Source organism: Psychrosphaera sp. F3M07, assembly GCF_018860345.1.
GTDB classification, from domain to species: Bacteria; Pseudomonadota; Gammaproteobacteria; order Enterobacterales; family Alteromonadaceae; genus Psychrosphaera; species Psychrosphaera aquimarina.
Window position 1 is genome coordinate 447,266 of record NZ_JAHKPJ010000021.1, and the last position, 23,205, is coordinate 470,470.

At 36.9% G+C, this 23,205-nt stretch carries 18 protein-coding genes and 3 tRNA genes; 7 read left to right on the forward strand and 14 right to left on the reverse strand.

Translation table 11 applies throughout. The annotated features are described in order from the left end of the window. Positions 1–55: 55 nt before the first annotated feature. Positions 56–592: an RNA methyltransferase gene (locus KO505_RS12660; protein WP_216055811.1), complete on the reverse strand. Its 537-nt coding sequence runs from the start codon at positions 590–592 to the stop codon at positions 56–58. Positions 593–693: 101 nt separating this feature from the next. Further along, positions 694–2,709, reverse strand: a complete 2,016-nt coding sequence (locus tag KO505_RS12665; RefSeq protein WP_216055812.1) for an FAD-dependent oxidoreductase — start codon at positions 2,707–2,709, stop codon at positions 694–696. A gap of 156 nt (positions 2,710–2,865) precedes the next feature. Between KO505_RS12665 and sppA the strand changes: the two genes are divergently transcribed. Continuing rightward, positions 2,866–4,719 carry a signal peptide peptidase SppA gene (sppA, locus tag KO505_RS12670; RefSeq protein WP_216055813.1) on the forward strand — a complete coding sequence of 618 codons (1,854 nt, stop codon included), beginning with the start codon at positions 2,866–2,868 and terminating at the stop codon, positions 4,717–4,719. A gap of 99 nt (positions 4,720–4,818) precedes the next feature. Then, positions 4,819–5,853 carry an asparaginase gene (ansA, locus tag KO505_RS12675; RefSeq protein WP_216055814.1) on the forward strand — a complete coding sequence of 345 codons (1,035 nt, stop codon included), beginning with the start codon at positions 4,819–4,821 and terminating at the stop codon, positions 5,851–5,853. A 30-nt stretch (positions 5,854–5,883) separates the two neighbouring features. Here the strand turns inward: ansA and KO505_RS12680 are convergent, their stop codons facing one another. Next, positions 5,884–6,135, reverse strand: a complete 252-nt coding sequence (locus tag KO505_RS12680) for a hypothetical protein (protein WP_216055815.1) — start codon at positions 6,133–6,135, stop codon at positions 5,884–5,886. Positions 6,136–6,227: 92 nt separating this feature from the next. Between KO505_RS12680 and fabA the strand changes: the two genes are divergently transcribed. Then, entirely contained in the window at positions 6,228–6,743 is a 516-nt protein-coding gene (fabA, locus tag KO505_RS12685; RefSeq protein ID WP_216055816.1) for a bifunctional 3-hydroxydecanoyl-ACP dehydratase/trans-2-decenoyl-ACP isomerase, read from the forward strand. 68 nt (positions 6,744–6,811) lie between these two features. Here the strand turns inward: fabA and rmf are convergent, their stop codons facing one another. From rmf to rlmKL, 5 genes are all read right to left on the reverse strand, one after another. Further along, positions 6,812–6,985 carry a ribosome modulation factor gene (gene rmf / locus KO505_RS12690; protein WP_216055817.1) on the reverse strand — a complete coding sequence of 58 codons (174 nt, stop codon included), beginning with the start codon at positions 6,983–6,985 and terminating at the stop codon, positions 6,812–6,814. A 166-nt stretch (positions 6,986–7,151) separates the two neighbouring features. Then, positions 7,152–8,816, reverse strand: a complete 1,665-nt coding sequence (locus KO505_RS12695) for a DUF3466 family protein (RefSeq protein ID WP_216055818.1) — start codon at positions 8,814–8,816, stop codon at positions 7,152–7,154. A 16-nt stretch (positions 8,817–8,832) separates the two neighbouring features. After that, positions 8,833–10,740, reverse strand: coding sequence for an ABC transporter ATP-binding protein (locus tag KO505_RS12700; RefSeq protein ID WP_216055819.1), 1,908 nt, complete (start codon positions 10,738–10,740; stop codon positions 8,833–8,835). After that, a complete protein-coding gene (locus tag KO505_RS12705) occupies positions 10,727–10,969 on the reverse strand; it encodes a glutaredoxin family protein (RefSeq protein ID WP_216055820.1) in 243 nt (80 codons plus the stop codon). Before KO505_RS12705 ends, KO505_RS12700 begins: the two co-directional genes overlap by 14 nt. A 9-nt stretch (positions 10,970–10,978) precedes the next feature. Continuing rightward, the gene (rlmKL, locus tag KO505_RS12710; RefSeq protein WP_216055821.1) at positions 10,979–13,099 is read right to left on the reverse strand and encodes a bifunctional 23S rRNA (guanine(2069)-N(7))-methyltransferase RlmK/23S rRNA (guanine(2445)-N(2))-methyltransferase RlmL; all 2,121 of its coding nucleotides are present in this window, start codon (positions 13,097–13,099) and stop codon (positions 10,979–10,981) included. 189 nt (positions 13,100–13,288) lie between these two features. Here rlmKL and KO505_RS12715 point away from each other — a divergent pair. The 4 genes from KO505_RS12715 (at position 13,289) to KO505_RS12730 (ending at position 16,492) form a co-directional block, all read left to right on the forward strand. Next, positions 13,289–13,365, forward strand: a tRNA-Met gene (locus KO505_RS12715). Positions 13,366–13,429: 64 nt separating this feature from the next. Next, positions 13,430–13,506 (forward strand) — tRNA-Met (locus KO505_RS12720). Positions 13,507–13,568: 62 nt separating this feature from the next. Beyond that, a tRNA-Met gene (locus tag KO505_RS12725) sits at positions 13,569–13,645 on the forward strand. A 642-nt stretch (positions 13,646–14,287) separates the two neighbouring features. Beyond that, complete coding sequence (locus tag KO505_RS12730) at positions 14,288–16,492, forward strand: multiheme c-type cytochrome (protein WP_216055822.1); 2,205 nt, start codon at positions 14,288–14,290, stop codon at positions 16,490–16,492. 102 nt (positions 16,493–16,594) lie between these two features. Here the strand turns inward: KO505_RS12730 and KO505_RS12735 are convergent, their stop codons facing one another. The 6 genes from KO505_RS12735 to KO505_RS12760 form a co-directional block, all read right to left on the reverse strand. Further along, on the reverse strand, positions 16,595–17,311 hold the full coding sequence (locus KO505_RS12735) for an SDR family oxidoreductase (RefSeq protein ID WP_216055823.1): 717 nt from the start codon (positions 17,309–17,311) through the stop codon (positions 16,595–16,597). A 102-nt stretch (positions 17,312–17,413) separates the two neighbouring features. Beyond that, positions 17,414–18,880, reverse strand: a complete 1,467-nt coding sequence (gene aldA, locus KO505_RS12740) for an aldehyde dehydrogenase (RefSeq protein ID WP_216055824.1) — start codon at positions 18,878–18,880, stop codon at positions 17,414–17,416. 5 nt (positions 18,881–18,885) lie between these two features. Beyond that, positions 18,886–19,650, reverse strand: coding sequence for a 2,5-didehydro-3-deoxy-L-galactonate 5-reductase (locus KO505_RS12745; protein WP_216056004.1), 765 nt, complete (start codon positions 19,648–19,650; stop codon positions 18,886–18,888). Between the two features lie 36 nt (positions 19,651–19,686). Next, positions 19,687–20,709 carry a zinc-binding dehydrogenase gene (locus KO505_RS12750; protein ID WP_216055825.1) on the reverse strand — a complete coding sequence of 341 codons (1,023 nt, stop codon included), beginning with the start codon at positions 20,707–20,709 and terminating at the stop codon, positions 19,687–19,689. Between the two features lie 47 nt (positions 20,710–20,756). Beyond that, positions 20,757–21,860, reverse strand: coding sequence for a mandelate racemase/muconate lactonizing enzyme family protein (locus KO505_RS12755; protein WP_216055826.1), 1,104 nt, complete (start codon positions 21,858–21,860; stop codon positions 20,757–20,759). 265 nt (positions 21,861–22,125) lie between these two features. Further along, a complete protein-coding gene (locus KO505_RS12760) occupies positions 22,126–23,202 on the reverse strand; it encodes a family 43 glycosylhydrolase (RefSeq protein ID WP_216055827.1) in 1,077 nt (358 codons plus the stop codon). Between the last annotated feature and the right edge of the window lie 3 nt (positions 23,203–23,205).

The window sequence follows — 23,205 nt, forward strand, 5'->3', positions numbered from 1 at the left end:
AAAAACCCACTTTTCCAGTGGGTTTTTTATTGTCTTTAATACAAATGGTTAATGGTTATGGCTTTCTTTTAAAACGTTTATTCACTGTTAGTCGATTATTAACATCTCTACTACTTTTTATTAATTCATCGTTTTCAATGTTTTGATTGGCTTTAGCTACTCGGTCATATAAAACAACATTTACTGATGCAGCTAAATTTAAACTGCCTTTGGTTGGCATAAACACAACATGATCAGCTTTGTTTATTACCTCTTGTTTAATGGAGCCATCTTCCGGTCCAAAGACATAAAAAGCACTTTCTGGGTGTTCAAACTCTGGTAAGGGTGTTGCCCCTTCGACTAAATCAACACATATTAAGGGTATATCGTCCGGTTTCTCAGCCAGAAAATCCTCCACGTGCACAATACCTATCTCATCATTGATATTCTGGGTGTCAGTTGAGAACTTTTTAGCTTTGTTATAGCGGTTACCTGTATATAAAATTTCGTGGGCGCCAAAGCAACCTGATGCTCTTAATACACCGCCAACATTGGTTGGGCTTTTAGGGTTTGTTAAACAAATTGTTACTTTTGCAGAATTAGACACGGTCATAGATAGCTTTCATTATTTTATTGCAAGAAAAAGCCAAGCGATTGCTTGGCTTTAAATTGTATTTAATTTTTAGCTTATTACCTAACAATAAATAAGTTTATTTAGATAATAGCGGCTAAATCAGCACCTTGACGGATTGCACGTTTAGCATCTAACTCTGCAGCTATGCTGGCACCACCTATCAAGTGAACGGTTGCACCACTTTGTTTTAACTCATTAAACAAGGTGTTATTTGATGTTTGACCGGCACAAACAATGACATTATCAACATCTAAATACTGCTGTACGCCATCAACTAACACTTCAAGCCCTTGATCTGAGAAGCTTTTGTACTCAACCTTATTCATCATTTTAACACCAGCACGGTTAAGTTCAGCTCTGTGTACCCAACCTGATGTTTTACCAAGACCCGCCCCTACTTTAGTGTCCTTTCGTTGCATCAGGTAAATAGTTTTATCCACTTTGTCTTCTGTAATTGGTTTAACCGCGCCACGATTTTGATAGCTTTTATCAACACCCCAGTAATTTAGCCAATGATCAAGATCGAGTGTATGAGATTTAGGTTGAACTAAACTGCATGCAACGTCAAAACCAATGCCTCCGGCACCAATAATGGCAACTTTGTCACCTACTGGTTTTTTATGCTTTAACACATCTAAATAACCCAGTACTTTATCTGAATCAAATCCCGGTAAATCTAGTGTTCTTGGAGTGATGCCTGTAGCAACTATGATTTCATCAAAATCCATTGCCTTTAAGCTCTCTACAGACTGATGTTGGCCTAAATGTAAGGTAACGTTTTCATCTTTTAACTTATGTTCAAAAAAGCGGATAGTTTCGTAAAACTCTTCTTTACCTGGAATAGTTTTGGCTATATTAAACTGACCACCGATCTCTTCTGCCGCATCAAATAAATGAACTTCATGGCCTTTTTCAGCAGCATAACTAGAGAATGCCATGCCCGCAGGTCCTGCACCTATTACCGCTAATTTCTTTGAATTAGTTGCCGTTTTAAATACTAATTCAGTTTCATAACAGGCCACTGGGTTAACTAAACAAGTTGCACGTTTTCTGGCAAACACATGGTCCAAACAACCCTGATTACATGCAATACAAGTATTGATTTTATCACTTTGGTTGGCTGCAGCTTTTGCTACAAATTCAGCATCCGCTAATAAAGGACGGGCCATAGAGACCATGTCGGCTTGACCTTCAGCTAATATCTCTTCGGCTATTTCAGGTGTATTAATTCGGTTAGTTGTAACAACAGGGATAGAAACTTCTTTTTTAAGACGTTCTGAAATCCAAGTAAATGCTTTTCTAGGCACCGAAGTCACTATCGTTGGTATTCTTGCTTCATGCCAGCCAATGCCAGTATTCAAGATAGTCACACCCGCCTGCTCTAATAATTTAGCCAGTTGTACTACTTCTTCAAACGTAGAACCATCATCAACAAGATCTAACATAGAGAGTCTAAAGATGATGATAAAATCATTGCCTACTTTTTCTCTCGTATGTTTAACAATTTCTAATGCTAGACGGATTCTATTTTCAAAACTACCGCCCCACTTATCAGTACGTTTATTGGTTTTTGGCGCTATGAATTGATTGATTAAATACCCTTCAGAGCCCATAATTTCGACACCGTCGTATCCCGCTTTTTGAGCTAGACCAGCACATTTAGCAAAATCACGAATGGTTTTATTTATGCCGCGTTCAGACAACGCTTTTGGTTTAAATGGATTGATTGGTGCTTTAATAGCAGAACTACTGACATTAAATGGATGATAAGCGTAACGGCCTGTATGTAGAATCTGTAAACAAATCTTAGTGTCATACTTATGGACTGCATTAGTGATCGTTTTGTGTTTATTAACATGCCAAAAACGACTTAATTCTGAACCTAATGGTTCAACTCTGCCGGCAAAATTCGGCGCAATACCGCCAGTAACAATAAGACCAACCCCACCTTTTGCTCTTTCTTCATAAAAGGCAGCCAGTTTTTCAAACCCTTTTTTCTCTTCTTCCAAACCTGTGTGCATTGACCCCATTAGTACACGGTTTGATAATTGAGTGAATCCAAGATCTAATGGTTTTAATAAATGCGGATAAGACATATTCAACTCTTCTAATTATTATTATTTCTTATAGGGATACTCTAACCAACTACTGGTCGGACTTCAATTAAATAAATTAGTTACAAAGGATTCTGGCAATGTATTCTAAATTATTGAACAATAAGTTTAAGTCATTTAATAAATTTAGAGAGAAAAATGGAACATCAGTTAAAGAAAAATAAAAACTGGATAAAGGATTTGTTTAAAGCATGTTGGGGAGTACTTAATTTTACTCGCAGCGCTATTTTAAATATTTTATTTTTAATTGTCGCCGTTTTAGTTATTGGTGGCATTGCTGCAAGTGGTGAACAACCAATAATCGTAGAAGCAAATTCTGTTTTAAAACTGGATTTAGTCGGTGAAGTGGTTGAAGAGAAAACCTACATAGACCCTTATAGTGAGTTCATGGCAGATGCGATGGGCAACAATAATGACAGTCCTGAGGTTTTGCTAACTGATATTTTAGCTAGCATTAAATCAGCAGCTAATGATAATCGAATTAATGCACTGCTTTTGGATGTAAGCAGATTAAGAGGAACAGGCTTAAGCAAATTACAAGAAATTGGACACGCGTTAAAACAATTTAAGCAAATATCTGATAAGCCTATATTAGTTTATGGTGATTATTATTCACAAACTCAATATTACATAGCCGCACATGCAGATGAGATCATTCTTCATCCTATGGGCGCAGTCGCTATCGACGGTTTTGGCCGTTACCGTATGTACTTAAAATCAGCGTTAGAGAAATTAAAAGTTAATACTCATATATTCAGAGTTGGTACCTATAAATCCGCTGTTGAACCATTTTTACGAGATGATATGTCAGAAGCTGCAAAGACGGCTAATCAACAATGGCTGGGTGACTTATGGTCAGAGTATAAGTCAGATGTGAGTACAGCAAGACAGTTTGAACAGAGTAACTTTGATGAACAATTAACAGGTCTTTTAGCTAAATTAAAGAATGTTAACGGTGATTTAGCTCAATTTGCACTTACTAACTCTTGGGTAGATAAACTTATGACACACCAAGAGTTTGAGCAATATGTTGATAATCAGTGGTTAAATCAAAAAAATAAGACGATTAATTTTAACGACTATTTATCTGTAACCTCTCAACAATTTAATCCGATTGAATTAGACAAAATTGGTATTGTAGTGGCTAAAGGTACGATTTATAACGGTACTCGTACCCCTGGCGATATTGGTGGGGACTCAACCGCTAAATTATTAAAACAAGCACGCGAAGATGATCAAATTAAAGCCATAGTTCTACGAGTGGATAGTCCGGGTGGAAGTGCCTTTGCATCTGAAGTGATCCGTAATGAGATAGAAGCTATCAAACAGGCTGGTAAACCTATCATTGTTTCAATGAGTTCAATGGCAGCATCTGGTGGTTATTGGATTTCTGCATCCACTGACGAAATTTGGGCATCCCCAACCACGATCACTGGTTCTATAGGCATATTCGGAATGTTAACTACATTTGAAGACACGTTAACTACATTAGGTGTAACAACTGACGGTGTGGGTACAACTGAAATGGCTGGATTCTCCCCGACTCGTGCACTTAACCCAGCAATGGGACAGGTTATTCAAACAGCTATCGAACATGGTTATGATCAATTCATTGGTTTAGTTGCACAAGAAAGAAATATGACAAAACCTGAGGTTGATAATATTGCACAAGGCCGTGTCTGGTCAGGTAAAAAAGCTTTTGAGTTAGGATTAGTTGATAAATTAGGCTTCTACCAAGATGCTATTGAGTCAGCTGCTGACCATGCCGGTCTAAGTGACTACCAAGTTACTGTCGTTAAAAAACAACTTACGCCTTATCAAGTGTTTATTAATGATTTATTCGCAACCTATGCACCACAGATAACGGTGAATCAAAATAACTCACCAATGATGGATGTATTCAACTCAATCATGAAAGAAACCAAAACATGGGCTCAATTAAATGACCCAGTTGGTATGTATCTTTATTGTTACGAATGCGACATCAATTAAACGTCAAGGCTGTTGGTTTCCTTAACGTTTATATTTAGAATAAGCCCACTAATTTAGTGGGCTTATTTTTTTGCCCATAACGCTATATTGAGACAATTAATGACATCTGCTAAAAAACGAATATATATCGCCTATACTGGCGGCACAATTGGGATGAAAAAGTCACCTAACGGTTATATACCAGTTGAGGGTTATGTCACTGATGTTTTAAATTCGATGACGGAACTAAATCGTCCAGAAATGCCAGAGTTTACAATCTCAGAATTTTGCCCAGTATTAGATTCGAGCAACATGTCACCTAATGATTGGCAGAATATTGCTAATGATATAAAACAAAACTATCAATACTATGATGGCTTTGTCGTGTTACACGGCACTGATACTATGGCTTACACAGCCTCGGCTTTATCTTTTATGTTAGATAACTTAGATAAGCCAGTGATTGTCACCGGAAGTCAAATTCCCTTATCTCAGATCCGTTCAGATGGCTTACATAATTTATTAAATGCCTTGTATATCGCCGCTAACTACCCGATTAACGAAGTCACTTTATTCTTTAATAACCGCTTATACCGTGGGAACCGAGCGACCAAAGCGGATGCTGACGGCTTTAATGCGTTTGACAGTCCAAATTTTCCACCCCTCATTGATGCTGGTATTCAAATAGAAGTAAATGCCGAAGCAATTAATGCTCACCAATCTTTCACAAACATTAATACAAGCTTTAATGTCATTAACATTACGGACCAACCTATTGGAGTGGTAAGTTTATACCCTGGCATCTCACACTTAGTGATCAAAAACATTTTGGCACAACCCGTTAACGCATTAATAATACAGAGTTATGGCGTAGGTAACGCACCAGAAAATAAAGCGTTATTAGCCGAAATAGAAAGTGCTAACGACAGAGGTATATTAGTGGTCAACAGAACTCAATGCCATCGAGGAAGTGTTGATATGGAAGGTTACGCAACAGGGAAAGCCCTACAAAGTGCTGGCGTATTGTCTGCACACGATATGACATTAGAAGCCTGCTTAACTAAAATACATCACTTACTAAGCCAAGACCTTAGTTTTGAGCAAGTTAGGCAGTTGTTTAGCCAAAATCTAAAAGGTGAAATGACCATAGATTAATTTGGCTGTTGATAAGATTACTTTATGATTTTACTTTTTATTTTTGACTAACCACCCATTCAATAATTTAACTTGTCCACATTGCTGAGCAGCATAAGTTAATCGGATGGCATTACTTAATATAGTACTGTCATCCCAATCAGTAATGTTACGAATTTCTGCTAAACAATCTTGTGCTTGTTCAGTTAAATATCCGCGAACTTCTTTTTTTCCAAGAGATTCTTTCTTTTCTCGGTAACGTTTTTGCTTCTCAGCGTTAGTTAATGGTGCTTTTTTAGCCATAATATCAAATATATCACTGTTCAGAGTTGTTTAGCGTACAAGTGTTCGCTAAGATTTGCGCCCTACTTCTTGTAACTAGTATAAGTTTATTTATGTCACAAAAAAACAGCTTTGATAAAAACGATTTAATCGCATGTGGAAACGGCGAGTTATTTGGTGAAGGTAATGCACGTTTACCATCAGATAATATGTTAATGATGGACCGCATTGTTAAGATCACAGACGAAGGTGGTAAATACGGAAAAGGTGAAATCATTGCCGAATTAGATATTACATCTGATCTATGGTTCTTTGATTGTCATTTTAAAGGTGACCCAGTAATGCCTGGTTGCCTTGGACTAGATGCTATGTGGCAACTTATTGGGTTTTTCTTAGGTTGGTCTGGTGGACCTGGTAGAGGCCGAGCTTTAGGTGTTGGTGAAGTTAAATTTACGGGTCAGGTTTTACCTACTGCGAAAAAAGTTACTTACCGTATAGATTTAAAACGTGTAATTAAACGTAAGTTATTTATGGGTTTAGGTGATGGCGTTGTAGAAGTAGATGGTAAAAAAATCTACGAAGCTAACGATTTAAAAGTTGGTTTGTTCACGGATACATCATCGTTCTAACATCTTGTTTGTTTAAGATACAAAAAAGCCCGTTTGATACGGGCTTTTTTGTTAATAATTTATTGAGGTTATTTAAATAACCCGTCGTTTTTATCGCCTATGGCTTCGCGCCATCCTCCTAACCACTGCGATTTACTTTCCATCTGCTGATATGGGCATGCCTCGCGGGAGCGTCCTGTAATGCCAGCTTTATATCCTTGTGAATGAGCTCTGTCTAACCGATCACGTTTCTGTCTTTTCATTGGCAGTTCCTTAATATATTTATTTTTGGAATTTTCAAGATGTGCTTAAAACACTTGTATATGAATAGACAAATTTTAAAGTTTGATCAATGACTTTTTTTACAATTTTATGACAGATAAAAGTAAGCCCATGAATGACATGGGCTTTTTCATATAGAATGCTTAGTTATATAGAACGGCGTCTAATATACAAAAGTGAACTGAGAAATAAAATAAAGACAGGCGCGGTAGATAAACCCTTTCTTTCGTATTTTGGGTTTTCAATATCACTACAATCTTCTATTTCACCTGAATCAATTGGTGATAACAAAACAGATACTGCAACTTGCTCAGTGTAAGATGCGCCTGCTGAATCATAATAAATGTCACCATTAGAATCTCTCAACTCAACACGTTTTAATGCAGTAGCTGCGATTTGATTATTGTTATTAATGCTTTTCATTTCAACAATTTCAAATTCAGAATTACATTCGGTTAAATCATTAATATCAAAAAACGATTTAGTATTGATGTTATAAATAAAACCATGTTTTCTACGAACCGATTCAGTTGTAATTTCGTATTCAGCTTCTCCAACCACAATGCCTAAATCATTAATAGAATTAGCAGTACTTTCTGCCGTTGGATAAAACGTGGTTGGTGTATCAAACGTATCGTTATTTATGTCGTAGATAAAAAACTCATCATTCAGTTCATTGTTATAAACGGTTTGAACTTTACCGATGACAATATTAGAACTGTTAATGTCCGTTGCATAACCGGCATCATATAAATCCACATCGATTAACGTTTTTGTCCCTTCAGAGCCAAATAGTAAAGGTTGTGGATAAAATTGAACGATAGGATCGTTATCTTTGCTATGAACATGCCCATAACCAACACCAACACCAAATTCATTTACTGCTGCTATCGTCGCTGTATAATTTGAAGTTTGAGTTTCTGTGGGTGTAAAAGCGATATCAAACTCTGTGCTGCTCAAAACTTCACCAGTGTCATCAATTTGCCAAATATAAGGTTTTGTTTTGTAAATAGTGCCTGAAGTTTGTTTGGACCAAACACACACTAATAAAGGTGCACCTTCACCATCACAATCGGTTTCAATAGAAACTTGAGCTGATTCAATAAGGCCTGTAGATGAATATCCAGCTATATAACCAGAATTACTGATGTCTACTGCAGAAGTAAGCCCACCGTACTCGCTAAAAACCGGTTCAATAAGCTTAGTCACGCCATTTAAATATATGGTTGCACGAGTTTTGTAATCACGTTGCCAAAATTTAAATTCTGTTTCTACACCCTCTTCGCTGGTTATAACAAAGTCGACCGGTATAAATGGCGCAGAAGCAGTTCCAACCGCAATATCACTAGAATTTATTGCATTCAACTGTTCAACATTACTGCCAGTGTATTCACCTAACTCAGCATCAACATAATCGGTTAATGCAACTAAGTTAGTTTCATTGCCTGAGTATATAAAAGATTTAGAATCGCCAATCTTTTGAAACAGTGGGCTCGATAATCCGGCTAATGTAGATTTAAGGCAAAACGTAGAGGTTGCATCAAAGACACCAGATGACAATTCTGCATCTGATAAATCACATGCTGTTTTGTACGTATCTTCTAAATAAGGTTCTAAATAAAACGGGAAATTAAAGCTATCTCTTACGACTCCAACGACGGTACCCGAGTCATTTAATCCCATTGAAAAATGTTGTCTATATTTTTCTAAAGGTGCAATTTCTTTAATTTCATATTGTGCTGCAAAGGCTTGACCTGAATGAGCAATGAATGCTGTTGCCAGCAAAGATGTTATAAACAATTTTGATTTCAAAATAATACTACCTAATTCAATTTTGTTGTTTTTGTTCTAGCTCTTCCCAGCGAGAATAAGCAACTTCGAGCTTCGACTCAGTTTCAGCTAATTGGTTCAATTTGGCTGAAGTAAAATCGCTATCTTGTTTGAAAAAGTCTGAGGAATTAACGATTTCCTGGATTTCAGAAAGTGTGGACTCTAAGTCTTCTAACAATTTTGGCAGTGATTCTAACTCTGTCGACTCCTTGTATGAAAGCTTTTTCTTTGTTTTGTTAGGAGCAACGTCGTTTTTGTTTTTTGATTTATCAGCAACTGCTGTTTTTTCAACAGACTTAGATTGTTTAGGAGCAATACGCTTTAAATAATCTTCGTAGTCCTGATAACCACCCACGACTTTATTAATGATGGCATTACCTTCAAAAGCCCAAATAGAAGTGGCTGTATTATCAATAAATTCACGGTCATGGCTTACAAGTAAAACCGTACCTTCATAGTTAGCAACTAACTCTTCTAATAATTCTAATGTTTCCACATCTAAATCATTAGTCGGTTCGTCTAGAATCAAAAGATTTGATGGTTTTACGAATAACTTAGCAAGTAACAAACGGTTTTTCTCACCGCCTGATAACGCTTTAACTGGGGTTCTTGAACGTTCAGGTGGAAATAAAAAGTCTTGAAGATAACTTAATACATGACGAGTTCCGCCATTAAATTCGACTTCTTGTTTACCTTCAGCAACATTATCTTGAACACTTTGCTCTTCATTAAGTGCTAATCGGTGTTGATCAAAATACGCAACTTTTAAGTTTTCACCTATTTTAACTATGCCTTCGTCTGGTTCAATTTGCCCCATCATCAGTTTTATTAAGGTAGATTTACCAATCCCGTTTGGTCCAACCAAGGCAATTCTATCGCCACGTGCGACTAATGCATCAAAATCACTAATAAGGGTTCTAGATTTAATAGAAAATGAGATATTGATTGTTTCAAAGACTTTCTTGGCAGACTTATCACCTGCTTGAATAGACATTTTCGCATTTTTAGGCGCATCAATTCTAGCACCACGTTCATTACGTAATGCTTTTAATGCTCTTACACGGCCTTCATTACGAGTACGTCTGGCTTTTATACCTTGTCTTATCCATACTTCTTCTTGAGCAAGCTTTTTATCAAACAGTGCATTCTGCTGCTCTTCAACTTCTAACAAGCGTTGCTTTTCTTCAAGGTAATATTCATAAGTACCTTCAAACGACACTAAATTACCACGGTCTAAATCGATAATACGTGTTGCTAAACTTCTTATAAACGCCCTGTCATGCGAAATAAATACAATCGCGCCAGTGAATTCTTTTAAGAAAGTTTCTAACCATTGAATAGCGTCTATGTCCAAATGGTTGGTAGGTTCATCTAGCAGTAAAACATCGGGTTGTTTAACCAAAGCTCTTGCTAGCGCTAATTTTCTTAACCAACCACCTGATAACTTATTAATGTCTTGTTCAGGCTCTAAACCTAATTTTGTTAGTGTTTGGCTGATCGTTGTTTCTAATGTCCAACCATGGGCTTGTTCAATTTTGTTTTGAACTTGCTCTAATTTATCCATAAGGTTTGGTTCATCAGCAACTTTCATTGCTAACTCATTGTATTCATCCATTAACTGCTTAACTTCTTGCAGTCCTTCTGAGACAAATTCAAACACAGTACCATGTTGTCCACGAGGTGGATCTTGTTCTAATCTGGCAACAATAACGTCACTAACAATTTGTACTTTGCCATCATCTAACGTTAAGTCTTTGTTAATGATCTTCAATAAAGAAGATTTCCCTGCACCATTACGTCCAACAATACATACACGTTCACCTGTATTTAATTGAAAGTCGGCTTTATCTAATATTGGGTTGGTACCAAAGGCAAGTTGTGCCTTTGAAAGTCTAACTAATTCCATAAAATTTCAAATACTGCTTAATTTGTTCTGCGTCAAATGGCCAAAACAGGCCTTGTTCTTCGCGTTCCACCAATAACACTGGGATATATGTACCATATAAATGTACTAAATTATCATCTTCAACAATATCTACGATAGTTGGAGACAACCCCACGGATTGGCATAAAGTAAGGGCGTCATTACATAAATGACACCCATCGGTTGAATATAAAAATACTTGTTTAGGCATCACAAAACTCTAGTTTAATGACAACTTCCAACAATGATGGATTTTACTATTACGTTGAAAATCTTCTGGTAACGTTTGTTTGGTCATATCTTTTATCACAAAACCTAGCGCTTCAATGGCACTTGAGTCCAATTTAAAGTTACGTAAGTTGTTTGAAAATAAAATTTCACCACCTAGATGTAAACGATGTTTTACCAGTTCAATGATTTCAACATGGTCACGTTGTACATCCCAAGTTCTATCCATTTTCTTTGAGTTAGAAAAACTAGGTGGATCTAAAAACACTAAATCAAATTTATCTTGAGACTTAGACAACCAATCTAAACAATCAGCACGTTGGAAAAAATGATTCTTGGTATCAATTTTATTTAATCTGAAGTTATCTTCACACCAATCTATATAAGTGTTCGACATATCTACGCTAGTCACGCGACTTGCACCAGCCAACGCAGCATGAACTGACACACTACCAGTGTAAGAAAATAGATTAAGTACGCTTTTACCATTACACCAAGACGCAAACTCTTTACGAGTTGAACGGTGATCTAAGAATAAACCCGTGTCTAAGTAGTCATGAATATTAACGTAAAATTGAGCATTAAACTCGTTGACGGTAAATCGATGAAATTTACTGTCTTCTTTTTGATATTGATCTTTGCCTTTTTGCGATTTACGTACTTTTAAAGCAAACGTACTTTCGTCCAAATCAAATTTTTGTTGCAAAATACTTAATACATCTAATAAACGTTGTTCCGCTAAATTAGCGTTTACCGTTTTAGGTGCTTGGTATTCGTATACAACAATTTTACCCGCGTAATAATCTACCGCTACATTGTATTCAGGAATGTCTGCGTCGTATATACGGTAACATTCAATATTTTCTTTTTTAGCCCATTTAGTTAAGCGTTTTAAGTTCTTTTCTAAACGCCCTTCAAATGCTTGACCGTCTTTACTTAAATAGTATTTACCGTTTTTAGCACTTTCAGATAATTCACATTGCTGAGGCGTTAAATGATAGTTAGTTAAAATCGTCTCAATCTGGCCATTTTTTAACTTAAACTCTTTGCTTTTTTGTAAGCGTAATAGTTTTATTAACATAGGTTGGCTAGATAATAAGGACACATGCCAATTTTCATAGTTCTGTTTAAAGTTAAGTCCCAAACGTTTGAATAATGACAACAATACAATGGACTCACCAAGTCGTTCACCATATGGTGGATTAGAAACAATCCAACCTGGCTCTAATGATTTAGACACGGTTGCTTTTGAAGCGTCTTGCTGAGCAATAGTGATCACATCTTCTAAACCCGCGTTTTCTACATTAAGCATTGCTTTATCGACGACGTATTTTGAAATCTCAAAACCAATGAATGTGGTCGACGCTGAAACTTCTTGTGCAATAGTTTCATCACGCAACGCTTCATACTTAAACACACTAAATTCAGGATGTTTAACAAATGGGAAACTGCGTTTATTTAAACCCGGTGCGCGCTTCATGTGTATATTAGCGGCTTCAATTAAAATAGTGCCTGAACCTGCAAACATATCAACAAATGGACTTTTTTCATCCCAACCACTTCGTTTTATAATGGCTGCGGCCAAATGTTCTTTTAACGGTGCAGCACCTTGTTCCGTTCTAAAGCCGCGCTGATGCAAAGATGGACCAGAAAAGTCTACATAAATCTTACATTTACCTTTGAACAAACGGGCTTGAATTCTGATGTCTGGGTTTTCTTTATCTATATCTGGACGACGACCTGACTCTTCTCTTAAATTGTCTACGATAGCGTCTTTGACGATTAATGCACCAAACTGTGTATTTCTTATACTTTTGTCAGTCCCTACAAACTCAACCGAAAAAGAACGACATTTTGTAAAGTATGGGTGCCAATCAAAGCCTAAGACGCCATTATAGATGTCATCTTTCTCACTTCCGCGTACTTCTGTAACGTGTCTTAACACTCGAGTTGCTAATCGAGACCACAAACATATTTTTTGTGCGACCTCGAAAGTGGCAGTAAAATACACAGACTGCATTTTATGGTTTACGTCAGTTGCCCCCAACTCAGTAAGTTCGGTGGCTAAAAGAGGTTCAATTCCGGCGGATGTAAGAGCTATAAAATTAGGCATAAGATCAAAAGTTAGTAAATTTGGCATCATTATAGCAAATTTACGTAAAAGACCTATTTATTACAGTTTTTTAATTTATCTCTTGCATAAATAATTTTAAACATTATTATACGCACCTCGTTGAGACAGAGAGTCTTAAACGAAAAACAAGGTCAAATTGCAAAGACCATAAAATAGCAAAAATAGTGTCGCGGGATGGAGCAGTCTGGTAGCTCGTCGGGCTCATAACCCGAAGGTCGTAGGTTCAAATCCTGCTCCCGCAACCAATTCTTACAATATGAATTAAAACTATTGTGGCTTGTTTAACTTTTATTAGTTAAACCATTCGGACGCGGGATGGAGCAGTCTGGTAGCTCGTCGGGCTCATAACCCGAAGGTCGTAGGTTCAAATCCTGCTCCCGCAACCAATTCTTACAATATGAATTAAAACTATTGTGGCTTGTTTAACTGTTCAGTTAAACCATTCGGACGCGGGATGGAGCAGTCTGGTAGCTCGTCGGGCTCATAACCCGAAGGTCGTAGGTTCAAATCCTGCTCCCGCAACCAATTTCATATTTCATATTTTTAAATCTCTAAGTCGTAGGTTCGCTCTTTACAAAAGACGCTGCTACCGCAACCAACATTTCAAATTCTAAAATATCTATATTTAACTAGTAGGTTCGCTATTACAAAAAATTGTTACTCCAGTAACATATTTCATATATTTTTTAGGGCAAAAGTTCGCTCTACACTATCAATTTATATTTCTCACGTTGTAGCTTCACTGGTCATAAAATAATTCAGCTCCCCTATTCTGCTATTTAAATTATATTCACCAGATTTAATATCGGCATTTTGATTTTAGAAACTATATTTTCAGCTCTAGGTTTCATAACTAAAGTTACTTCGCGTTTTAAAAATGTATTTAAATGAAATTAATGTTTTACCAAAAGTAATTTTGTTAATTGTAAACTAAATACTTTGATTGAAGCGGCATTTTACGTAAAGTAACAACAATAGATGATATATTCATTTATTACCTTTTTAGTACGATAGCTTTAACTTAAGGCTTAAATACAAAATTGATATCTGTAACAGATTTTGTAGGGCTAAGACTTAATAAGTGTATATTCAATTTATTATTGCCTTAGATATAGTTATTCATTGAAGCTCACGTAATTTATTACTAATAACAAGTTAAAAGACCATATGTTACCCATTTTCCGTATTTCCCATTTCATCATTATAATTTTCTTAATTAGCTTTTCGACTACTATTGCAGCCAATGTGACCGCAGTTGACTGTGTCACTTGCCATCAATCAGCAGTAAACGACTGGCAACAGTCGGATCATGCAAAGGCGATGGATTTAGCCAACGAAAAAACGATTCTGGGCAATTTTAATAACGTAACAACCAAACACTTTAGTCAACAGGCTCGGTTTTATATACAAGATGAGTTATTTAAAATTGATTTAACCGAGGGAGATAAGTTAACAACATATACGGTCAATTACACTTTTGGACATTACCCATTGCAACAGTATTTAGTGCCAGCCCAAGGTGGTCGATTCCAAGTATTTCCGTTTGCTTGGGACTCTAGGCAAGAGTCACAAGGAGGTCAACGTTGGTATCCAAACTATGCCAATGAAGATATAAAAAGTAACGACAGATTACACTGGCAACAACCCTTGCAAAACTGGAACGGTATGTGTGCCGATTGCCACTCTGATGGATTAAAGCGTAACTACTCTATTGCCGAAAATAGCTTTGAAACAAAGTGGGATAATATTAATGTTGGTTGCCAGTCATGTCATGGAAAAATGGATGACCACACACAAGTAAACGTACAAACCAGTTCAAGTTTAATCGATTCCCCCCAGCAACATCAGCAAGTTTTAAATTGGTTGATTAAACCTGGAGAAAAAGTAGCAAAGTTAAGAGACCAACAAGGTAAATTAGCGACCAAGCAAGAAAAACGAGATAAAGGTAAGTTTATGGATACCTGTTTTTCTTGTCATTCTTTACGTTCTCCTTTAACTGATGGTATTCAACCTGAGCAAGAGTTTTTAAATCAATTTTCACCAAGTTTACTCTCACAACCTTTTTATCATAGTGATGGTCAGATCAAAGAAGAAGTATACGTTTACGGTTCATTTTTACAGAGCAAGATGTTTGCTGAAGGGGTTACTTGTTTAAATTGTCATAACAAACACACAATGAAAGTAAAAACACAAAGTAATGGGTTATGTTTGCAATGTCACAGTTCTGAGGTTTATCAACAAGAAAAACATACACAACATCCACTTACCTCATCAGGAGGCCAATGTGTCAATTGTCATATGCCAGAAACCACTTATATGAGTGTCGATGCAAGACGAGATCATAGTTTTAGAATACCAAGACCAGACCTATCAGCAATCTACAATACACCTAATGCCTGTATTAATTGCCACCAAGATCAAGACAATCTGTGGGCTGTATCTCATTTAGAAAAATGGCACGGCAAATCCAAAATTTTAAGCGATGGAGAGCAACTCTTTATCGAGTTACAACATCAAGGTGGTTTGCCATTAGACTTACATTTTAAATTAATAAACGACCTAAGCTTAAATGAAATTAAGCGAGCCAGTGCCATTATGTTACTACCAAACTCAACAGCAAAACTTAGTGATTCACAAGTGCAATCATGGATCGCATCAGACGAACCACTTATTCGTTTAGCGATGGCTAAAGTTGGTCATTTACTGCCGCTAAATGAGCGAATTAAACATTATAAATCCTTGCTAAATGACCAATACAAGGCAATTCGAATAGCTTCAGCCACTCACCTCGTCAATTTAGGGCTAGAGCAAAGTGTAATATTCAAAAATGCGTTTGATGAATTAGTATTTGCCAATGAAGTAAGTAGTTGGCGTGGTGAAGGCAACTTAAACCAAAGTTTAATTCACTTGAATAAAGGACAAACGACACAAACTATTTCAGCACTTAACAAGTCAATATCCGTTGACCCTTATTTTGATGTCCCCTATGTAAACTTAGCGGATGTTTATAAAAACCTAAATGATAATAAAAATGAAAAATCAACGCTAGATAAAGGGTTAACATTCAACCCAAAATCAGCAAATTTACATTACAGTTACGGCATGTATTTAATCAGGCTTGGCGATAAAAAATCATCTATAAACTCTTTTGCCAGTGCCATCAGGTACGACAATACAAATCCACAATTCGCTTATCTTTATATATTGGCTTTGGACAGTGTTGGCAATACTCAAAAGGCAATTAGAGAATTAAAGCTCATCATTAAGCGTTATAACTATAACCGTCAATTACTTCAGCTTGGACTTGGGTTTGCTCAAAAACAACAAGACCGTTCTAGTTATCAGTATTTTGCTCAGTATATGAAGCCTTGAGTTATTTATTAACCTGAATTATTAATGAATAGTCAAAAACTAACTGTAAAGCTTTTTCACTTTCAATAATATTTAGTATTAATTCATCGAATTTTATAAATATTAACAATAGTTCTTTTCTATTATTGGCCGTAAAACTAATTCATCAACACATGAATTTTCATCTTGAACCATCATATGCAAGATCGAATTTACAACGCTAGATGTTTGCAGATACAGTGGTCTTTCACTATCCCTAAACGGCGTATCAACACCACCTGGATAAATTGAACAAACCTTAACCCCACTTTCTCTTACTTCCTTTCTAAACACCTTAGTTAGTGCATCAAAGCCTGATTTTGACGCCGTATATGCCCCTATGCCTTCATTGGCGAAGTTACAAACCGTCGACATAACATTAATGATCATGCCTTCGCGCTGCTCTTTCATCGACTTATTATACGTTTCTTGCATAAATACAAATGGCGCAATCAAATTGATATTTAACATCCACTCTAGGTCATTAATGTTAATGTCTTTTACTTGTGCTCTAGAGTTATTCAGACCCGCACAGTTAACTAAGATATCAATCTCACCTAAGGTTGAAATAGCATTAACTACAAAGTGAATAATATTATTAGGATCAGCAATATCAAATGTATCAGAAAGCGTTTGTCCTTTTACTTCGCTAACATTAAGTAAAACCTCATTCATCTTATCTTTAGAACGGCCACAAAAAGCAACATTAGCTTCTACAGAAAGTAACTTTTCTGTTAAAGCTCTGCCAATGCCCGACGTTGCGCCTGTAACAATAATATTTTTACCTTTTAATTCTTTCAAGTTTTTATACTCCATTCCTAAGCCCATAAAAAAAGGGGGATCATAAGATCCCCCAAACAACAGGCATTCAATTAGGGTGAATTGAATTACACGTGAAAAATGTTACTTAGTTTCTTTAAGGTAAACGGTTTTCTTTTCTAAATATTGCTCTAAACCAAATTTACCGTCTTCGCCACCAAATCCACTTTGCTTCCAACCATTATGGAAACCTTGGTGCTGTTCGCCCATACCGCGGTTAATATAAACTTCACCAACTTCTAATTCGTTGATAGCTTTATTAATATCAAAAAAGTTTTGGCTGTAGATATAAGCACTTAAACCGTAAATACTGTCATTACAGTATTCAATCGCTTGATCCATATCTTTTACTTTAACAATTGGTAAAACCGGACCAAACGTTTCTTCATGAACCGCAATATTATTCTGCGCTACGTCAACTAATAATGTTGGCTCATACCAACAACCGCCTTCATAACCTTCAACAGTTGCTGTTTTTCCGCCTGTAGCAACAGTCGCACCTTGTTTGATACTTTCTTGTACTATGTGATCGATGTTTTCAATTTCACGTTGATTACACTTTGGCCCCATTTGTGTCTCAGGATCCATAGGATCACCAACTCTAAGGGCTTTAACGGCTGGTACAAACTTGGCCATGAATTTTTCATAAACACTATCTTGTACATATAAGCGTTCAACACAGGTACATACTTGACCACAGTTAGCAAAACGTCCCCAAAGAGCGCCTTCTACAGCTGCATCTAAATCAGCATCTTCCATAACAACCATAGGCGCTTTACCACCTAGCTCTAACATCACTGGTGTCATGTATTCAGCTGATGTTTTATATATTTGCTTACCTGCAGCAGTAGAGCCAGTCATGGTGATCATTTTAGTGATTGGACTTTCACACAAGGCTTGTCCAACAACTGAACCAGAACCATTAATCACGTTTAGAACGCCCGCTGGAATACCTGCTTCGTTAGCAATACGCCCTAATTCGGTGGTAGCTAACGGTGTTTCTTGTGTTGGCTTTAAAACAATGGTATTTCCCGTGATTAACGCCGGACCAATTTTACGGCCAGCTAATGCCAATGGGAAATTCCAAGCTGTGATCCCAACAACAACACCACGTGGTACTTTGTGAATGTAAATTTTTTCGTCTTCGTTATCCGAAGGAAGAATATCACCTTCAATAGTTAAGGCATTATCACAAGCGTAATCAATAAAAGTAGCAGTAACATCTACCTCCATTTGTGCAACTGATAACAATTTTCCTTGTTCTGCCACTAACATTGGCGCAAGAATATCTTTGTTTTCACGAATTTTATTCGCGAAGTTACGTAAAATACTTTGGCGTGTACGTGCCGTTAATTTAGCCCATGTTTTTTGTGCTGATTCAGCCGTTTCTAAAGCTAATTGCGCATCTTCTGCACAACCTTTAGGAATAACACCGATCACTTCACCCGTTGAAGGGCTTAAAATATCAATCTTACCTTCAACTTTTGATGGAATATATTCACCATTGATGAAGTTAACATTGTTTTGAAACTTATAATTTTGAGTAGTCATTGAGATTATCTCCCCATCCAACCGCCGTCTACCAATAAGATAGCGCCGTTAACATAACTAGCAGCTTCAGAAGCTAAGAAGACAGCTGGTCCTTTAAAGTCTTCAGGGTTACCCCAACGACCTTGTGGAATACGACCTAAAATAGCCGCATTACGCTCTGCATCCGCACGAAGTGCTTCTGTATTATCCGTATCGATATAACCCGGAGCAATGGCATTAACGTTTACGCCTTTACCTGCCCACTCGTTCGAAAGTGCCATCACTAATTGACCAATTGCGCCTTTACTTGCCGCATAACCTGGTACAGTAATACCGCCTTGGAATGTTAATAAAGAAGCTGTGAATATAATTTTACCTGAACCACGACTTACCATTTCTTTCCCAATTTCACGGCTCAGAATAAATTGTGAGTTTAAGTTAACATCAATCACTTTATCCCATAAATCATCGCCATGCTCTGCAGCAGGAGCGCGTAATATAGTACCTGCATTGTTAACTAAAATATCAATTTTAGGGAAGTCAGTTTTGACTTGTTCGATGAAGGCATATAGCGCGTCACGGTCAGAAAAATCACATTGGTAACCTTTAAAGTTTTTTCCTAATGCTTTTACTTCTTTTTCAACCGCTGAGCCTTCAAGTTCTAAAGATGCTGAAACACCAATAATATCTGCGCCCGCTTCAGCTAAACCTAACGCAATACCTTTGCCAATACCGCGTTTACAACCTGTAACTAATGCAATCTTGCCTTCTAAACTAAACTTTTCAAACATATTATTCATTTCTTAAACCTTGTCTCTAAAATCAAACTATTCTGCGTTACATTCTACAAGTGCTTTCATGCCTTCAGGATTTCCATCCATACTAGCGAATGCCGTACCTATGTCGTTTAATGGAGTAACTGAGCTAATAAATGGTTTAAGATCAATTTGGCCTGAAGCAATTAATTCAATTGCCCAATCAAAATCTTCTGCTTCGTATACTCGAGCACCAAGTAGTTCTAGTTCTTTCCAGAAAAATTGGAATAAATCAATTTCAGGTTTAGTGCTATGTATCGCTACCATTACTATACGACCTCGACGACCGGCAATTTGAGTCATAGCATCTATTGCAGGTTTTACACCTGACACTTCAAATACTACGTCGGCGCCTTTAGTACCTGTCCATTCATCAACAAACGCTGTTAAGTCTTGTTCAATTGGGTTAATTGATTTCACACCTAATTCGTCGGCAAATGCGCGACGACTTTCATTTGGTTCAGAAACCAATACTTCCGCTCCCACACTTTTAGCTACGGCGGCAACAAGTTGGCCAATTGGCCCGCCTCCAAGTACGACTACTTTTTCACCCGCTTTCAAACGAGAACGACGTACATCATGACAAGCAACAGATAAAGGCTCAACCAATGCTCCTTGTTTAAGGTCAACAGTTGCAGGTAATTTATGTAAAGTTCGTGCTTTAACAGTCCAGCTTGATTGGAAAGCCCCAGGGGTATCAATACCCATAAATTTAAGGTTTTGACAAATATGAGTGTGCCCGGCATTACAAGTAGGACAATCGCCACACCAATCAAGAGGACGAACCACTACTTTTTCTCCAACTGTAAAACCTGTGACTCCTGCACCAATTTCAGCAACAACCCCTGATATTTCATGGCCTATAGTTTGTGGAATTGAAACACGTTGATCCATAACACCGTGATAAATGTGCATATCTGTGCCACAAATGCCTACATAACCAACATTTAATCTTACTTCGCCTTCAGCAGGTTTTTGTGCGCTACCTTCTACAACCTGAAAACCTTTATTACCTATATATTGAGCTGCTAACATGTTTATATTCCTACTAAAAATACTAATAAATTTGTGATCTATTGTGATTAAGATGACTTAACCAAATGCGGTGTAACAAGTTGGGAATCAAACTCAACCCCAACACCTATAATATTTGGAGCTAATGCCTTACCATCTTTTAGTTGCAATGGTGTAGTAGTGTATTCATCAATTGGAAATGAATGGACTTCCAAATAACCAGCATGAGCTTGAGATGACAGCAATGACACATGTAATTCATGCATCCCATGGCTACAAACTGGGATGTTATGTTGTTTAGCTAATGCAGAAATTTCTAACCATCCCGTTATGCCACCTATATTAGAAGCATCCGGCTGTACAAAACCTAAATTTGAGTTGGCAAACGCGTAAGTAAATTCATGATAAGTATGTAAGTTTTCACCCATAGCTAATGGGATAGATGTTGACTTGGCAATGCGTCCATACATTTCATATTCATCAGGAAGGGTTGGCTCTTCAAACCAAGTAATATCCAGATGTTCGATGGCATTAGCAAACGTAATAGCTTGCTGTTCAGACATTGAATAATTAGCGTCCACCATAAATTTAATATTTGGCCCAATTAAATTACGCACCGCTTCTACACGAGCAACATCTTCTAAGTAATCTTCTTTACCTACTTTGATTTTGACGGCATGAAAACCACGATTTAAATAAGATTGAATATTGTTCAGTAATTTTTGTTGTGAGAAATTAAGATCAATTCCACCTGCATAACAAGCGGTTTGATTACTAGCTCCTCCGGCAACTTGCCAAAGAGGTTTGTTTAAAACTTTACATTTGATATCCCACAATGCGATATCAACAGCTGACATAGCAAAGCTTACTATCCCGCCGCGACCTACATAATGTAAGCCCCAATACATGCGGTCCCAAACCTGCTGAATTTGAGACGCGTCTTGACCTATTAATCCAGGTTTAATTTCATCTTCAAGCAGTGAAAATATAGCTCGACCACCTTTACCACCTGTGTAGGTATAACCTGTACCTTCATATCCATCCGTCGTGGTTATGGTACAAGTAATAACTTCAAAATGGGTATGATCACCATGTTTAGCATCTGCTAACACTTCAGCCAAAGGTATATTGTAAATCGCATTTTTTATCGATTTTATTTTTCGAATGGTCATCTCACACTCTCAATGATATAAAATTAATTACTGTTTATTGTTAACAATTTACACTCGGTTTTAATGTATGTAAAGGCAAAGATATAAATAAAGTGAAAATTTTTGATATATAAATGAAAAATATGTAGGAATTTATCTGATATACATTTTGTATTTAGAAAATAGTTAAAATACGGTAAAAAATATTAAAAATCAGATGATTATTGGTGACTAAGCTTGCAGAAACCTGCTACTTAATCACCAATATATTTATACCAAAGTGGAGTTACGAACCTGTGTTTTGGAAAGTACCTACATCTAACACCTGTTTACGAACTTTAAATTTACAAATAAAGTTCCAATTCCAGCTGGCATCATATTTATGGCATAACCCCCATGGAATCCCAGGATTGGGTAATTTTGCATCAGGATCTCTAAACAAACCTATTGCTTCTGGTGCCCCTTTAATATGGGCCATAATTTCAAAATTTATTCCGTCAGGTGCAAATTGAATTGTATTTTTTTCAGGGCCATCGGTTGTTAACAATGAGGCAACACCACCATTTTGTATCCAAACAACCACTTCATGGCCTGAGTTAGAAATTGGGTTATATTCAGACTTTACGTAAGGTCCTTGAATATCATCAGCGATAGCAACACCATGTTTTATCTCTCGGCCACCAAAGTTCATGCCCTCGCCCATGGTTTCACCTTTATAATACAAATAAAACTTATTATTAAATGGCAAAATACATGGATCGTGTACTTTATGACTATCAAAGCTACCTTTTGATTTAACCTGAAAACGATTATCTTCACTACCAAGCCACTCTCCATCTTGGGCTGGAGAAAGTATTGGCTTATCTGATTTTTGCCAAGGTCCAAACGGTGAGTCTGCCCATGCTAATGCCACTTGTTCAATCTGGCGGTTGGTATAAGGGAACTGAACTGACTGATACACTAAGTAATATTTACCTTCAAACTGTAAAACCTCTGGTGTAAACACAGCTCTATCATCAAAGCGTCCTGACTCACCTCGAGTGATAGCAACACCTTGCTCTTTCCATTCAATTGTATCTGTTGAAGTTGCATGCCAAATTTCCGTTAGATCCCATGGAAATACCTTATCTTCAGGTCTTCCACCAAAACCAACTGTTTCGCCACTACCACGGGTATACCAGCAATGATATACACCATCAACTTCGATAACAGATGTTGGGTCTCGACGAATAACACCATGTTCAAACGCAAAATCACCAGTTAATTCTTCAATATCAAATTCGGTCATCCAATCAGAGTTTTTATTGTCATAACCTCGTTCAATTGCACGTAAGCTGGCTGAGCTAAGTTTTTTATTATTCATAAT